Source organism: Streptomyces sp. NPDC059443, assembly GCF_042750105.1.
Classification (GTDB): Bacteria; Actinomycetota; Actinomycetes; order Streptomycetales; family Streptomycetaceae; genus Streptomyces.
The window spans coordinates 100,655-115,611 of the sequence record NZ_JBHYVM010000006.1 but is presented as its reverse complement, the minus strand read 5'-3'; the positions used below and the strand labels follow the sequence as shown (position 1 = coordinate 115,611).

At 72.0% G+C, this 14,957-nt stretch carries 15 protein-coding genes; 10 read left to right on the top strand and 5 right to left on the bottom strand.

What is annotated here, in order from left to right; translation table 11 throughout:
* Window positions 1–109: 109 nt before the first annotated feature.
* Together ACFXDJ_RS07980 and ACFXDJ_RS07975 are read right to left on the bottom strand one after the other, a co-directional pair.
* Window positions 110–691 carry a Uma2 family endonuclease gene (locus ACFXDJ_RS07980; protein WP_384653651.1) on the bottom strand — a complete coding sequence of 194 codons (582 nt, stop codon included), beginning with the start codon at window positions 689–691 and terminating at the stop codon, window positions 110–112.
* Between the two features lie 109 nt (window positions 692–800).
* Window positions 801–1,799 carry an SMP-30/gluconolactonase/LRE family protein gene (locus ACFXDJ_RS07975; protein ID WP_384653653.1) on the bottom strand — a complete coding sequence of 333 codons (999 nt, stop codon included), beginning with the start codon at window positions 1,797–1,799 and terminating at the stop codon, window positions 801–803.
* 77 nt (window positions 1,800–1,876) lie between these two features.
* Between ACFXDJ_RS07975 and ACFXDJ_RS07970 the strand changes: the two genes are divergently transcribed.
* The 4 genes from ACFXDJ_RS07970 (at window position 1,877) to ACFXDJ_RS07955 (ending at window position 6,028) form a co-directional block, all read left to right on the top strand.
* Window positions 1,877–2,314 (top strand): MarR family winged helix-turn-helix transcriptional regulator, encoded by a 438-nt coding sequence (locus ACFXDJ_RS07970; RefSeq protein ID WP_384653655.1) that lies wholly within the window; start codon window positions 1,877–1,879, stop codon window positions 2,312–2,314.
* Window positions 2,315–2,693: 379 nt separating this feature from the next.
* Window positions 2,694–3,728, top strand: coding sequence for an alpha/beta hydrolase (locus tag ACFXDJ_RS07965; RefSeq protein WP_384653657.1), 1,035 nt, complete (start codon window positions 2,694–2,696; stop codon window positions 3,726–3,728).
* Window positions 3,729–3,983: 255 nt separating this feature from the next.
* Complete coding sequence (locus tag ACFXDJ_RS07960) at window positions 3,984–5,204, top strand: alpha/beta hydrolase (RefSeq protein WP_384848381.1); 1,221 nt, start codon at window positions 3,984–3,986, stop codon at window positions 5,202–5,204.
* Complete coding sequence (locus ACFXDJ_RS07955) at window positions 5,201–6,028, top strand: trypsin-like serine peptidase (protein WP_384654380.1); 828 nt, start codon at window positions 5,201–5,203, stop codon at window positions 6,026–6,028. Before ACFXDJ_RS07960 ends, ACFXDJ_RS07955 begins: the two co-directional genes overlap by 4 nt.
* A 61-nt stretch (window positions 6,029–6,089) precedes the next feature.
* On the opposite strand, the gene ACFXDJ_RS07950 is transcribed toward ACFXDJ_RS07955, so the two are convergent.
* Together ACFXDJ_RS07950 and ACFXDJ_RS07945 are read right to left on the bottom strand one after the other, a co-directional pair.
* Window positions 6,090–6,983 (bottom strand): EamA family transporter, encoded by an 894-nt coding sequence (locus ACFXDJ_RS07950; RefSeq protein ID WP_384654383.1) that lies wholly within the window; start codon window positions 6,981–6,983, stop codon window positions 6,090–6,092.
* A gap of 96 nt (window positions 6,984–7,079) precedes the next feature.
* Window positions 7,080–8,195 (bottom strand): threonine synthase, encoded by a 1,116-nt coding sequence (locus ACFXDJ_RS07945; RefSeq protein ID WP_384654386.1) that lies wholly within the window; start codon window positions 8,193–8,195, stop codon window positions 7,080–7,082.
* 207 nt (window positions 8,196–8,402) lie between these two features.
* Between ACFXDJ_RS07945 and ACFXDJ_RS07940 the strand changes: the two genes are divergently transcribed.
* Window positions 8,403–9,542, top strand: a complete 1,140-nt coding sequence (locus ACFXDJ_RS07940) for a DUF4190 domain-containing protein (RefSeq protein WP_384654389.1) — start codon at window positions 8,403–8,405, stop codon at window positions 9,540–9,542.
* Window positions 9,543–9,691: 149 nt separating this feature from the next.
* Window positions 9,692–10,444, top strand: coding sequence for a GntR family transcriptional regulator (locus ACFXDJ_RS07935; protein ID WP_384654392.1), 753 nt, complete (start codon window positions 9,692–9,694; stop codon window positions 10,442–10,444).
* Between the two features lie 68 nt (window positions 10,445–10,512).
* On the opposite strand, the gene ACFXDJ_RS07930 is transcribed toward ACFXDJ_RS07935, so the two are convergent.
* Window positions 10,513–10,791, bottom strand: a complete 279-nt coding sequence (locus tag ACFXDJ_RS07930; RefSeq protein ID WP_384654394.1) for a hypothetical protein — start codon at window positions 10,789–10,791, stop codon at window positions 10,513–10,515.
* 131 nt (window positions 10,792–10,922) lie between these two features.
* On the opposite strand from ACFXDJ_RS07930, the gene ACFXDJ_RS07925 reads away from it, so the two are divergent.
* The 4 genes from ACFXDJ_RS07925 to ACFXDJ_RS07910 all read left to right on the top strand — a co-directional run bounded on the left by ACFXDJ_RS07925 (window position 10,923) and on the right by ACFXDJ_RS07910 (window position 14,949).
* Window positions 10,923–11,126, top strand: a complete 204-nt coding sequence (locus ACFXDJ_RS07925; protein WP_384654396.1) for an SPOR domain-containing protein — start codon at window positions 10,923–10,925, stop codon at window positions 11,124–11,126.
* Between the two features lie 41 nt (window positions 11,127–11,167).
* A complete protein-coding gene (locus ACFXDJ_RS07920; RefSeq protein ID WP_384654399.1) occupies window positions 11,168–11,584 on the top strand; it encodes a (deoxy)nucleoside triphosphate pyrophosphohydrolase in 417 nt (138 codons plus the stop codon).
* A gap of 150 nt (window positions 11,585–11,734) precedes the next feature.
* On the top strand, window positions 11,735–12,163 hold the full coding sequence (locus tag ACFXDJ_RS07915) for an ATP-binding protein (RefSeq protein WP_384654402.1): 429 nt from the start codon (window positions 11,735–11,737) through the stop codon (window positions 12,161–12,163).
* A 185-nt stretch (window positions 12,164–12,348) separates the two neighbouring features.
* Entirely contained in the window at window positions 12,349–14,949 is a 2,601-nt protein-coding gene (locus tag ACFXDJ_RS07910; RefSeq protein WP_384848501.1) for a SpoIIE family protein phosphatase, read from the top strand.
* Window positions 14,950–14,957 lie beyond the last annotated feature (8 nt).

Below are 14,957 nucleotides of genomic sequence, written 5' to 3'. Positions count from 1 at the left end.
TCACACCCCCTCCACCATCCCCCCAATCCACCCCCACACACCCCCCGGGCCCCCGGGGCCCCCCCCCACCCCGCCCCCCCCCCCTTCTGCTGTCCACCTTCAGCACCCCTCAGCTACTCCTGGGCGGCGTGAGCTTGTCGAGGTCCAGGTTGATCTCGAAGGGCACCGGGCGCTGGAGGGTGCCCCGGAAGATCCCGGCGGGCGCGTAGGCGCCGGTGGGTCGGTCGAGCTCGTAGACGTGGACGACGGGCGCCCCGTCCTCGTCCTCGACGCACCAGTAGTGCGGGATGCCGGCCTCCGCGTACTTGCGGAGCTTCACGGTGCGGTCGCGGTGGGCGGACTCGGGGGAGACGACCTCGATGACGAGCTGGACGTCCTCCGGCGCGAACCAGGTGCGGTCACCGTCGAAGTCGGCCGTCGTCACCAACAGGTCCGGTTCGGGACGGTTGCGCGGGTCGAGCTTGATGGTCATCTCCCGGCCGACTCTGGTGTCGGCGGGCACCTGCTCCATGAGTGCGACCGTGAGCATGGTGACGAGGTGGCCGTGCCACCACCGCTGGGGCGACATCATGAAGACGAGGGCTCCGTCGATCAGCTCGGTGTGGCGCGGCGCTTCCGGGAGGCGGTCGAGGTCCTCCGCGAACCAGCCTTCCGCGCGTGGCGGGCGCATCCAGTCGGGCAGTGCGGTCATGAGCCAACCCTAGCGATTGCGGCCTTCGGGAGGGGGTGTTGTGCCCCGGTCCGTACTTGGCGCACGGATGTCGTAGGGATGCTCGATGCCGACAGCGACGCCGCGGGGCTCAGAGGGCGCGGACCGAGGCGATGGTGAAGGTGGTCGGGGCGTCGGCGCCGGGGGCGGGGAGGGGGCCGCCGGCCTTGTCGAACTGGGAGCGGACCACCAGGGTGCGGCCCGGGAGCTGGGCCAGCGTGGTCGGGATCTGGAGCGACGGGTCCGTGATCGTGTGGACCAGGCGGGCCCGGGTGCCGTCCGCCGAGAGCTGCCAGCGGCTCAGGGTGTTCCTCGTGTTCTGGGCCGCGCGCAGGACGCCGCCGGGAGCGAGGTCGAGGCCGTCGGCGGTCTTCAGGTCGCCGCCGGTGAGGGCGACGCGGGAGATCGCCCCCGAACGCGGGTCGATGCGGTACAGGTCGCCCGCCGTCATGTCGACGGTGAGGAGGAAGCGGCCGGACGGGTCGGCGGTGATTCCGTTGAGGGTGAAGCTGCCCGCCGGGGACGGGGCGAGCAGGCCGCTCAGGTCGTACGCGGGCAGCAGCGGGCCGGAGCCCGTGGCGAGCTGGTCCGGGGTGACCCGGTAGACCACCGCGCGGACGCTGTCGGTCAGGTACGCGGTGCCGTCCGGGGTGACGGCCAGGTCGTTGAGGAAGCGCGGGTCGCTTCCGGGTATCTCGAAGTGGGCCAGACGGGCCCCCGAGCGGGTGTCGTAGACCGAGACGCCCGAGGTGGAGTCGGTCACCCAGAGCCTGCCGTGCCCGTCCACCCGCAGTCCGTTCGCGGTGTGCCGGCCGTCGGTGCCGGAGGGGAGGAAGACCTCCGCCGTGCGCTCGCCGGAGCGGGCCCGGTAGATGGTGCCGTCCGTGTACGAGCCCACGTAGACCGTGCCGGTGCGGGGGTCGGCGGCTATGCCCTCCGGGAAGACCTTCGCGCCGGGGAGGGTGAACGCGGTGGAGATCCGGCCCCCCGTCTGTGTGGCGGTTTGGGTGGCCTGGGCCGCTGGGGCGGCGGCGAGGGTCAGGGCGATCGCCGCGGTCAGCAGGGAGGCGGGCAGGAGCTTCTTCGTCATCGGACGTCCTCTTCTGTGTGTGTGGGTGCGAATGTATGTTAGGGGTCTAATGCATGCAAGGGCTTTAGTATCGGGGAATGACCTCCATGCCCGCCGAGGAGCGCATCGGCTCCCACATCAAGCGCGCCGAGCAGGCGCTCCTCGGGGCCAAGAACGCGGCGGTGAAGCCGGCCGCAGTAACGGTTCCGCAGTACGCCGCGCTGCTCTGGCTCTCCGAGAAGCCCGGAATCTCCGCCGCCACGCTCGCGCGCCTGTGCGGGGTGACTCCGCCGACCATGAACACCGTGCTGAAGAACCTCCAGGAGCGCGGGCTCATCGAGCGGACCCCGCACGAACTGCACCGCAACGTCCTGGAGACCCGGCTCACCGAAGAGGGGCGCTCCGTGATGGAGGTGGCCGACGCGGGGGCCGTGGCGGTGGAGCGCAGGCTCGCCGCCGAGTTCACCGGGGAGGAGCGGGAGTTGCTGATCCGGCTGCTGGGGCGGTGCGCGGAGACGCTCGATGCCCTGAGGTGATCCCGATGCCCTGGGGTGATCCCGACGCCCTGGGGTGATCCCCGCGCCCTGAGGGGACGGGGAGCGTTCAGGTTCCATACGGCTGGGCTTCCGCCCATGTTTTTGCGCTGTTTTGGAACTTCCGCGGGGATACAGACATCAGGACTAAGGGGATCCCAGTCCGTTCTGTCCCACTGGGGGGCAGTCATGATCGTTCGGAGCCAAGTTCGTGCACCAGGACCCGCAGCGCCCGCGGACCGATGACCAGCCGTACCCGTCCTACCCGCCGGGCGGGCTCATACCCGGGCCTCCCGCGCCTCCCGCGCCTCCCGAGTCGTACGAACCCCCGCAGGAGCCCCGCCGCAGGCGCTCCCGCCGCGCGATATGGATCAGCGCGGCCGTGGCCTTCGCGCTCCTCCTCGGCGGCGGCGGGTTCGCCGCCTGGAAGCTGGACTGGTTCTCCGGCAACGGCTCCACGGTGAGCTTCGGCAAGACCCCGCCCGCCGCGGGCACGGAGGGGGAGAAGAAGACCCCGGACGAGGCCCCGAAGAGCTCGCCGTCGCCGAGCGGCGACCCCGACGTACAGCTCGCGACGGGCCCGGCGGCCACCTTCAAGCAGACCACCAAGCTCGACGACGGCACGATCATCGCCAAGACCCGCCTCGCGGGCGCCAAGTCCGGCTTCGAGGGCGACGTCTGGGTGTGGACGCCCAAGGAGTACGAGGACCCGAAGTACGCCAAGAGCGGCTTCCCGGTCCTCATCGCGCTCCCCGGCGGCAACGGCTACCCGGCCAACTACTGGTCCGACCGCAGCCTCGGCCTCCAGAAGGCCATCAGCGAAGGCGTCCAGGCCGGTACGAGCCTGCCGTTCATCGTGATCATGCCGGTGCTCAACCCGGACGCGAAGTACTACTACGACGGCTCCGACATCCCCGGCCAGCCCAAGATGGGCACCTGGATCGCCGAGGACATCCCGGACTTCACCCGCGCCAACTTCCGTACGTACAAGTCCCGCGACGGCTGGGCCTTCATGGGCTCCTCCTCCGGCGCCTTCGTCGGCATGAAGCAGGTCTTCCAGCACCCGGACAAGTTCAAGGCCGTGATCGCCAGCGGTGGTGAGCTCGTTCCCGACTCCCCGCTCTGGAAGGGCCACCAGGCGGAGATGGACGCGAACAATCCCGAGCTGCTCGCCCAGAAGCTGATCGACACCAACGGCCCGGAGGTCTACATCAACTTCCAGGTCGGCACCAAGGAGTCCGGCAAGCCGGCGATGCTGAAATTCCAGGAGAAGTACGGCAAGGGCCCGGTCAAGATGACCATCCGGGACATCCAGAACGGCGAGCACAACGGCTGGCACTACGTGCGCGGCATGAAGGAAGGCTCGCTGGAGTGGATCAGCAAGGTGTTGAAGGGTCCGAAGCCCGCCACCAGCTGACCGGCAGTGACCGGCCGGCCGCCCCGCGATCGGACGCACCCGCGCGGGGGAGCGGGCGTCCGCCCCGGCCGTCGGGGGCGGCGCGCGGTACGCCCGCCGCACGTGGCCCCCGCCACGTCCGCCGGTCCCAGGCAACCCATCCGGTCGTTAATACCTCTGTTATGGATGTAAGGGGGACCAATCGGTCCGACCCGCGCTCCCCCGGGGGCGCCGGAGCAGGAACGGAAGCAATCCGTGCACCAAGACCAGCGATCCGTGCACCAAGACCAGCAGGGTGACGGCGGCGCCACGACCATGGCGGCCGTCACGACCGGGGCGGCCGCCACGGGCGAGGGCCACCGCCCCAAGCGCCGCCTGCGGCTGATCCTGATCAGCGGCGGGCTCGGGCTGACCCTCGCCGCCGGCGGCGGGGCGGCCGCGTACAAGTACGGTCTCTTCTCGGACATAGGCGATCCCATCTCCTTCGGGAAGTCGCAGACGGCCGCCTCCTCCGCCTCCGACGTACGGCCCGGCGTGTCCATGCCGACCGGGCCGAAGGCCGAGTTCGTCCGCACCTCCCGGCTGCCCGACGGCACCCAGATCGCCCAGACCACCCTGACCGGCAAGAAGTCCGGTTTCACGGGTGACGTATGGGTGTGGGTGCCGAAGGAGTACGACGACCCGGCGTACGCGGACAGCGCCTTCCCGGTGCTGATCTCGCTCCCCGGCGGCCGCGGCTACCCCAAGAACTACTGGGGCACCGGCCCCGGGCTCGGCCTCCAGCAGGCGGTGAGCGACGGGGTGAAGGCCGGTACGAGCCTGCCCTTCATCCTCGTGATGCCGGTGATCAACGCCGACACCAAGCACCACTTCGACGGGTCCGACATCCCGGGCCAGCCCAAGATGGGCACCTGGATGGCCGAGGACGTCCCGGATTTCACGAAGGCCAATTTCCGCACCTTCACCTCCCGCGACGGCTGGGCCTTCATGGGATCCTCGTCGGGCGGTTTCGGAGCACTCAAGCACGTCCTGAAGTACCCCGACCGTTTCAAGGCGGTCATCGCGAGCGGAGTGGACATCGTCCCCGACTCCCCGCTGTGGAAGGGGGACACGCAGGCCATGGACGAGAACAACCCCGAGAAGCTGGCCGCGAAGCTGATCGCGGCGGGCGGTCCGGACGTCTACGTGAACTTCCAGATCGGCACCAAGGAGACCGGCCGCGAGACGGAGGAGAAGTTCATGCGGGAGTACGGGAAGGGCCCCGTGCACACCCGGCTCCAGGTGATCCAGGATGGTGAGCACAACGGAAAGTCGTACGTGCGCGGCATGAGGGAGGGCTCCCTGGAGTGGATCAGCAAGGTGATGTCGGCTCCCACGCCCACGCACGCGCCCGCGACGAAGCCCACGGCAGGAGCGAGCCCGCGGCGGGCCCCGCAGCAGGCCCAGGCCCCCCAGCAGGCCCAGGGCGCCAGCGTGAACGACGCCTCCGGGCGATGAGCCCCGGGACCAAGGGCATCGCCGGGGTCAAGGGCGTCGCCGCCGTCAAGGGGATCGCGGCCGTCGCGGGGATCAGCGCGGTGCTCGCGGTGGTGTTCGTGAAGACCTCGGGCGGCTACGAGGACCGGCACGTGCTCCCGTTCCCCACCGTCGGCGTGCTCATGGCCAACGGCGAGCACTGGTGCACGGCCAGCGTCGTCGACAGCCCGAAGGGCAACGTGGTCGCCACCGCCGCGCACTGCGTGGCCCCCGCCGGCGAGGACGGGCAGCCGGGCGAGGTCGCGCACGACGGGCTGGCCATCGGCGAGCTCGCCTTCGCCCCCGCGTTCTCCGGGGAGGGCGCCGGGAAGCAGCCGCTGGGGGTGTGGAAGGTGCGCTCCGTCCAGGTGGACGACCGCTGGACGAAGTGGGGCGACGACACCGCCGACTTCGCCTTCCTCACGGTGGAACCCGACGCGGACGGGCGCAGCCTCCAGGACGTCGTCGGGCGCGACGAGGCCGCGAAGCCCGAATGGACCTCCGGCTACGACCGGGAGGTGACCGTGGTCGGCTACCCGGAATCCCAGCACAACCCGCAGAACAAGCCCGTCGCGTGCACGACGCAGAGCCGCCACGACGAGGACGACCCGGCCATGCTGTACATCAACTGCTCCGGGTTCTGGACCGGGACCAGCGGCAGCCCGTGGATCGCCGACCGCGTCGGCGCGGGGCGGCCGGGGCAGCTGATCGGGGTGCTGAGCGGCGGGGACACGGACGTGGACTCGACGGCGGCGCTGTTCGACGGCCGGGCGAAGGCGCTGTACGAGCGGGCGGCCAAGGGCTGACGGCAGGGCGGGCGCCGGGGTCGCCCGCGCCCGGGTCGCCCGCGGCCGGCCGGCCGACCGCTCAGCCGCTGCGCCGCTCCGTGCTGACGATCACGCACACGGCGGCCACCACGATCGCGCCCCCGAGCAGGATCGGCCAGGTCAGGGCCTCGTCGAGGATGAGCCAGCCGAGGGCGACGGCCACCACCGGATTCACATAGGCGTACGTGGCCACGAGCGAGAGCGGAGCCGCCCGCAGGAGCCAGACGTACGCGGTGAACCCGACGAGCGAGCCGATGAGGACGAGGTAGCCGAGGGCCAGCCAGGAGGCGGTGGAGTACGAGCCGGGGTCGAGGCCGTGCTGCTCGCCGCGCAGCAGCCCGACGAGGATCCCGCCGGCCCCGCCCGCGAGCATCTGGTAGGCGCTGCCGGTGAAGGGATCGGCGGGCAGGGTCAGCTTCGCCGCCGAGAACGAGCCGAGCGACCACAGGAGCGAGCCCCCGAGCACCAGGAGCACCCCGCCGAGCTTGATCTCGCCGCCGATCCCCGGGCTGGTCAGGACGGCGAGGCCGGCGAAACCCAGCACCACCCCGGCCAGGGTGCGGGGCGCCGGGCGGTCGCCCGAACCGGCGCGCAGCAGGACCAGCCACATCGGTACGGCGGCCACCAGCAGGGCGGCGAGGCCGGAGGGGACCGAGGTCTCCGCGAGGACCACGAGGCCGTTGCCGCCGAGGACGAGGAGCAGTCCGACGAGGACGGCGGAGCCGAGCTGGGCGCGGGTGACCTTGAGGGCGGCGGGGCCGTGCCGCCAGGCGACGAGGGCGGCGAGGAGGGCTCCCGCGGCGATGAAGCGGGCGCCGGCGGAGAGGAACGGCGGCATGGTCTCGACGACGATCCGGATGCCGAGGTAGGTCGAGCCCCAAACGACGTAGACGAGGGCGAGGGCGGTCCAGACGCGGGCCGTTGAGGTGGGCATGGCGGGAGCCTATGTCGGTGGGCAGTGCAGCCATCGAGCATTACCGGGGCTGGACATCGGGTGTTCCCGGGACCGGGCCGGGACCGGACCGCCCGGTCAGCCCGCCGCCAGCCCCGACTTGGCGCCCGCCCCGCACAGCGGGATCACCGCGGTGCGGTCCTGGAGGGGGTGGCCGGGGGCGGTCGGGCCCACCGCGGCCCAGCAGGCCGCGGCCGTGGGTTCCACGAAGAGCCCGCGGCGGGCCAGGTCGAGCTGGGCCGCGCGGACGCGGTCGTCCGGGACGGTCAGGAAGGTGCCGCCGGACTTGCGGACGGCCGCCAGGATCTGCCGGGCCCGCGGCGGGGCCGGGATGGCGATGCCCTCGGCCAGGGTGGGCAGCTGGGGCACGGGAGCGGCGTCCTCGGCTCCCGCGTGGAAGGCCGCGGCCAGCGGGGCCACCGCCTCGGACTGGACGGCGATCAGCGCCGGCGGGCGCACCCCGCGCCGGGCCAGCTCCTCCACCGCCAGCGCGGCCCCGAGCAGCAGGGTGCCGTTGCCGACGGGGACCACGAGCACCTCGGGGAGGTGGCCGCCGAGCGCCTCCCACACCTCGTACACGTAGGTCTTCGTACCGTGCAGGAAGTACGGGTTGAAGACGTGGCTGGCGTAGAAGACCCCGGGGAGATCGGCCTCGGCGCGGGCGGCCTCCGCCGCCGCCTCGCGCCCGCCCGGGACCACCCGTACGGCCGCGCCGTGCGCGCGCATCTGTTCCGTCTTCTTCGGCGAGGTGCCCTCCGGTACGAAGACCTCGCACGTGAGCCCGGCCCGCGCGCAGTACGCCGCGAAGGCGGTCCCCGCGTTCCCGCTGCTGTCCGCCACCACCCGCTCCGGCCCCAGCCGGCGCGCGAGCTCCGCGAGCATCACCGCGCCCCGGTCCTTGAAGGACAGCGTCGGCATCAGGAAGTCGAGCTTGGCGTGCACCCGCTCCGCCAGCGGCACCAGCGGGGTGTTCCCCTCGGCCAGCGTCACGCCGAACGCCCCGGTCAGCGGCAGCGCGGAGCCGTACCGCCAGAGCGAGTTGGGGCCGGCCGCCGGTTCCAGCGGGGCGGCCGGATCGGGGGCGAAGTCGAGGTCCCACGGGCCGTCGCAGACCGGGCAGCACCAGGGCGCGGTCCGCGCGTCCGAGCGCGTGCCGTCCTCGGAGCAGAGGTAGCCGGGCAGGGCGTGCGTCATGGAGGGAGTCCCCTTGCTCGATCGCGGCCGCCCCGGGAGACGGATGCGGCACCGGTCTACGGATGCTACGCGGCAACGGACCTGACGGGGGGTCGGCCTTTCCGCAGGCGAGCCGTCCGCTTACTATTCGCGCATTCGTTCGCGGCTACACCCGAGCGAACGTTTCCGTCGCCGTCACCGCCATGCCTTGATGGAGCCCCGCACCCTGTGAGCACCCAGCCCCCGCCCCAATGGCCCGCCGCGCCTCCGCCCCCCTACGGGTACGGTCCGCCCGCGCTCAACGGACTGGCTCTCGCCTCGCTGCTCGTCGGGCTGCTCTGCTTCCCGCCGCTGGGCATCGTCTTCGGGATCGTGGCCCTCGTACAGATCGCGAAGAAGGGCGAGCGCGGCAAGGCGCTCGCCATCTGCGGTCTGGCCGTTTCGGTGGCGATGACGCTGGTCATGGTCCTCGTCGTGGACCGGACCGCGGGCACCCTCTACGACCGGGTCCGCGCGGTGCGCGGGCAGGAGCCCTACGAGGACGTGGAGGGCAAGCTGACCGACATGGCGGACCTCCAGACCGGAGACTGCTTCAACGTCCCCGCCGGGGACCTGCTGGCCGAGGACCCCTTCGCGTACCGGATCGCCTGTACGGAGGTCCACGACGCGGAGGTCACCTCCTCGATGTCCCTGAGCGGATCGCGGTTCCCGGGCGCGGAGCAGCTGAAGCAGTCGGTGGCGGAGGACTGCTGGCGCGCTCAGGACGAGTACGCGATGGACACGTGGGCGCTGCCCTCGTACGCCGGGATGTTCTACTTCGCCCCCTCGCGCGCGAGCTGGGAGAGCGGTGACCGGCACGAGGTCTGCGTGATCGGCACGTCCGAGCAGGAGCACCGGGGCAGCCTGCGCAAGGACTCCTGGATGCTGACCCTGGAGCAGGTGGTCTTCCTGCGCGCGGCGAACGAGGTGGACCTGGTGCTGGGCCGCTCGCCCGGGGTGGACGTCCGCGACGCGTTCCAGCAGTACCGGTCGTGGGCGCGGGACGTGGACACGGCGCTGGCCGCGGAGTCGAAGGTGCTGGACAAGGCGAAGGAGCAGCCGGGGACGGCCGGGCCGGCCGGGGTGCAGAAGGAGCGGGTCGAGGCCGCGCGGCAGCAGTGGCAGAAGGCCGCCGAGGCGAAGGACCCGGAGCAGTTCAGCGCCGCGTGGGAGCGGGCGCTGGCCGAATTGCCGGTCGGCCCGGAGAAGGAGCTGCGCGGGGCGTACGGGCTGTCGACGACGGTTCCGGAGTGGCTGGAGGAACCCGATGGCGGTGGGTCGGACGATTCGAGCGAGCCGAGCCCGAGGCCGACCGTGGAAGCCGCATGATCGTATTGCGGGGCATTGAGATGTAACGCGCGGTAACGGGTTTGAGTGACCAGGCTTCATCACTTCGGGTGAAACTCTGGCCCTTGCTTGCGGTGCACAACCGTCGGTTGCCAGGGTGTAGCTGTCTGTCAACCTGATGGGAGTGGCCAGTGACTTTCGGCGAGCAGCCGGCCTATCTGCGCGTCGCCGGGGATCTGCGACGGAAGATCGTCGATGGGTCCCTGCCTCCGCACGCCCGGCTCCCTTCACAGGCCCGGATCCGCGAGGAGTACGGGGTCTCCGACACGGTGGCCCTGGAGGCGCGCAAGGTCCTCATGGCGGAGGGCCTGGTCGAGGGCCGGTCCGGCTCCGGCACGTACGTACGGGAGCAGCCCGTACCCCGGCGGGTGGCCCGCTCCGGCTACCGCACGGGCGGAGCCTCCACCCCGTTCCGGCAGGAGCAGGCTGAGGCGGGCGCGCGCGGCACCTGGGAATCGAACAGCGAGCAGACCGGGGCCCCGGCGGACATCGCGAAGCGGCTCGGCATCGAGCCGGGCGAGCGGGTGATGCGCACGCGGTACGTCTTCCGCGACGCGGGGGAGACGATGATGCTGTCGACCTCCTGGGAGCCGCTGACCGTGACGGGCCGCTCGCCCGTGATGCTGCCCGAGGAGGGGCCGCTCGGGGGCGCCGGGGTCGTCGATCGGATGGCGGCCATCGATGTGGTCGTGGACAACGTGGTGGAGGAGGTCGGGGCGCGGCCCGGCCTGGCGGAGGAGAACCTGCTGCTCGGCGGGGTGCCGGGCCATGTGGTGCTGGTGATCGGGCGCACGTACTTCGCCTCCGGCCGGGCCGTCGAAACCGCCGACGTGGTCGTCCCGGCCGACCGGTACCGACTGTCGTACCACCTGCCGGTCCGCTGAGCCGACTTCAGCCCTGACGCGGGCCCCGGGGGTGTCACCCCCGGGCAACGCCCGAGGGTGACGGCCCGTCACGCGGCCCCGATCCTCGCCTTCTCCGGCCCTTTCGGGACATACGCCGAGGCCTTCTCCGCCTTCATCGCGGCCGGACTCGCGCTCGCCCGCTGCCCGTTGACCGCGCGGGCGACGGAGGGGAAGTCCGGTCGGGCCCGATCCGCCCGCTCCGCCGTTACCTCGACGCGACCTGCGCGGACGTCCGCCGCGAGCGGGCCCCGGGGCGGGGTGGCGATCCCGCCGATGCCGGCCCTGCGCCGGGTCTGAACCGGCGCGCACGGCACAGTCGTACGCATGGCCGGATGCGTACGCCTGCGGGGTACCTCTTCGTGAAAAACCGTATCCGCTGCGTAAGGGTCGGGCGTAAGCTCGGGCATATGCGCAATGCGGTTTCCCGGGCAAGTACGTCGGCGGAGGGTGAAACGCGATGAACGACAGCGGTGCCCTGCTTCCGTGGCTGGTCATACGTGAGGACGACAACGGCAACCGCTACCGGGTGGGCCGGTACGCGACCCGTGCCGAGGCCCAGAAGGTCGCCGACAGCCTCGAAGACAGAGGGCACAAGCAGCTCTACTGGATCGAACGCCTCGTCCAGGGCAGCACCACCAGCCAGACCGCCACGATGAACTGAGCGACGCGGCGCCCGCGCCGCCGCTGCCATAGGCTCCGCCCATGACTGTACGAGTGGTCGTGGGCGGAGCCCTTTGTCGTGACGGGCGCCTGCTGGCGGCCCGCCGGAGTGCGCCTCCGGAGCTCGCCGGGCGCTGGGAGCTTCCGGGGGGCAAGGCAGAGCCGGGCGAATCGGTGCCCGAGGCGCTCGTGCGGGAGCTGCGCGAGGAGCTCGGGGTGGAGGCCGAAGCGCTGGAGCGGATCCCGGGGGAGTGGCCGCTGAAGCCCGGGCTCGTCCTGCACGTGTGGACCGCCCGGCTGCTCTCCGGTGAGCCGGTCGCGCTGGAGGACCACGACGAGCTGCGCTGGCTCGGCCCCGAAGAGCTCGACTCGGTGGACTGGCTGGACCAGGACCGGCCCGCGGTCGCCGAGGCCGGGCGCAGGCTCAGCGCGCGGGGGCGCGTGACGCGCACGCACTAGGCCGTCTGCGCCACAGTGCGCCGGTCCGTGGGGGACCGAGTGGTACGACGCCGCGAATATCGGGTATGTCGGTATTAATCCCTATCTCGTACTTGTCCCCGTGGTTCTGTCCCTGTCGAACCGGACTGGGGTCGCCAGCCGGCCCGGGAAGTGATCGGCGTGATCGACACAGACGGTGAATGCGCCGAGTGGGCCTTCCCGGCGGAACCAGGTGCCGTCCGCACCGCCCGGCACGCGGTGCGCGGCACCCTCCGCGACTGGGGCCTCGACTCCGTCGGCGATGTCACCGTACTGCTGGTCAGCGAGCTGGTCACCAATTCCCTCCGCTACGCCTCCGGTCCCATCGGGGTCCGTCTGGTACGGCGCAATCCGGCCGTCGCCGGCGCGGCCTCGGGTCCGGCGCTTCTCGTGGAGGTTTCCGATCCGCTTCCGGATCCGCCCCGGGAACGCGTCGCCCAGCCCGACGACGAGGGCGGGCGCGGGCTCCATCTGGTGGCCGTCTCGGCACAGCGCTGGGGGACCCGGCACGGGAAGTCGGGCAAAACAGTGTGGTTCGAGTTGGCTCTTCCTGGTGAGTAACAAGGTGAAGGGCAGCCGACGATCACACGGCATGGCTGGAAAACAACGGGATCCTTTTGTGATCGCGAAGCCCGTGCCGTAGAGGGCCGTGGTGCTGAATACTTCGGTCATGGCCGGTCCGGTTGCGGTGAGCTGGAGGGGACGGTCGCGTGAGCGAGATACCTGTACAGGCACATCAGGCCCGTGTGCCCGGGGAGGTGCCCAGGGAGACCTGGCACGACTCCTTGTGGCACAGCAGCCCGCCTGGCTCGATATATGACTACATAAAGGTCGCTTCGTTCTCGATCGGGCCGGACGGCCTCATCGACCAGTGGAGTCTGCGCGCCGAGGAACTCTTCGGGCTGACCCCGGCCGAGGCCGTGGGCCGCGACCCGGTGGACGCCTTCATGCCGCCCGAGCTGCGCGCCGACGGCCACCGCAGGGTGGCCGAGATCCTCGACGGCAAGGAATGGACGGGCCTGATCCCCTTCCGGATCCCGGGCGGGGACGGGGCGCACGGGGTCGCCGAGATCTATGTGATGCCCACTCACACCGAATCCGCGGAGCGGGCCGCGCTCTGCGTCGTGGTCGACGTACGCGCGCTGCGGCGCATCGAATCCGATCTGGCGGCCTCGCAGGCGATATTCGGTCAATCTCCTTTCGGTTTCCTGCTCTTTGGTACGGACCTCACCGTGCAGCGCGCCAACCGCCGATTCGCCACCGTCTTCGGCGGCGCCGCCGAGGAACACCGCGGCCGCACCGTCCACGACTACCTGCCCGCGCACGAGGCCGACCGGATGGCCGACGCACTTCGAAGGTGTCTGGAGACCGGCGATTCGGTCACCGATCTCCAGATCGCCGGATCCGCCCCGGGCAGCCGGGACAACCGCCACTGGTCGATCAACCTCTACCGGGTCCACGGCGGCACCGGCCGCCCCATCGGAGTCGCGGGCATCGGCGTCGACGTCACCCGCCGCCACCTCGCCGCCCGCGAGGCCGCCGGGGTCCGGCGCAACCTGGCCCTGCTCAACGAGGCCGGGCACCGCATCGGCAACTCCCTCGACCTGGAGACCACCGCCCGCGAACTCCTCGACGTCGCCGTCCCCGGCTTCTGTGACCTGGCCGCCGTCGACCTCTACCAGGGGCTGCTCCTGGGCGATGACGACCGCCCCGCCCGGCCCCAGGGCCCGGGCGTGCCCAGCCTGCCCGGCCAGGGCCCCGGCCGGGCGCCCTCGCTGCCGCTGCGGCGGGTGGCCTTCGCCTCCGCGGTGTCGGACGCGCCGCTGTCGGGTCCGGGCGCGCTGGTCTCCGTAGGAGAGGTCCACCGGTATCCGGCCGGGTCGCCGGGCGCGTTCGCGCTGCGGACGGCGCGGCCGCGGCTGGTGGAAGGGGGCGGTCCGGAATCGGGGGACCTCGTCCAGTCCACGCTCGTCGTCCCGCTCGTCGCGCACGACACGGTGGTCGGGCTCGCGCAGTTCTCCCGTACGAAGGGCAGCGAGCCCTTCGGCGAACGGGACCGGGCGGTCGCGGTGGAACTCGCCGCACGGGCCGCCGTCTGCATCGACAACGCGCGGCTGTACCGGCGCGAGCACGAGCGCGCGCTGATACTCCAGCGCAGCCTGCTGCCCCCCGGGGACCCGGAGGCGGCCGGGCTCGACATCGCATGCCGCTACCTGCCCGGCAACGCGGCGACCGAGGTCGGCGGCGACTGGTTCGACGTCATCGAGCTGCCGGGCCACCGGACGGCGCTGGTCGTCGGCGACGTCATGGGCCGGGGACTGCGGGCGGCCGTGGCCATGGGCGAACTGCGCACGGCGGTACGGACCCTGGCGCTGCTGGACCTGGAACCGGCGGAGGTGCTGACCGCCCTGGACGAGATCGCCCGGGGACTCGGCGCCCCCGGCGGCTCCCAGCAGGCCTCGCGGGCCGCACTGCACTCGCGGGACGCGGACCGCTCGGAGGTGTACCTCGCCACGTGCGTCTACGCGGTGTACGACCCGGTGACGCGGCGCTGCACGATAGCGAACGCCGGCCACATGCCGCCCGTCCTGGTGGAACCGGCCGAAGAGGGCGCCGAGCCGAGGCCCGGACTGCTCCTGGAGATCCCGACGGGACTGCCGCTGGGCGTGGGCGGGGAACCCTTCGAGGAGGTCGAGGTCGAACTCCCGGAGGGCGCGATGCTCGCCCTGTACACGGACGGCCTGGTCGAATCGCGGGACCACCCGCTGGAAGAGGGGCTACGGGGCCTGCGGTCCGCGCTGGCGGACCCGGCGCGACCGCTGGAGGAGGTCTGCGACCACGTCCTGAACACCCTCGACACCCGGCACGGGGAAGACGACATCGCGTTGCTCATGGCCCGGGTCCAGGGCCTGCCGGTGGACGCCGTCGGCGACTGGCAGCTGCCGCGCGAGGCCCGTTCGGTGGGCCGGGCACGGGAACTGGCGCGGGCGAAGCTGCCGGCGTGGGGCCTGGAGGGGCTGCTCGACACCACGGAGCTGCTGGTGAGCGAGCTGGTCACCAACGCCCTGCGCTACGGCGAGGGCGAGATCCGGCTGCGCCTGCTGCTGGACCGGACCCTGGTGTGCGAGGTCTGGGACGCCAACCTGGCGCAGCCGAGGCGGCGCCGGGCGCGCGATACGGACGAGGGCGGCCGCGGCCTCCAGCTCGTCGGGCTGCTGTCGGCCGGCTGGGGCACCCGGCGCACGCACCGGGGCAAGACGGTCTGGTTCGAACTCCCGCTCCCGGGCGCGGTGGCGGAGTCGGTGGCCGAGCTCTCGGCGGAGCAGCTGCTGGGCATGTACGGGTAGCGGGCCGA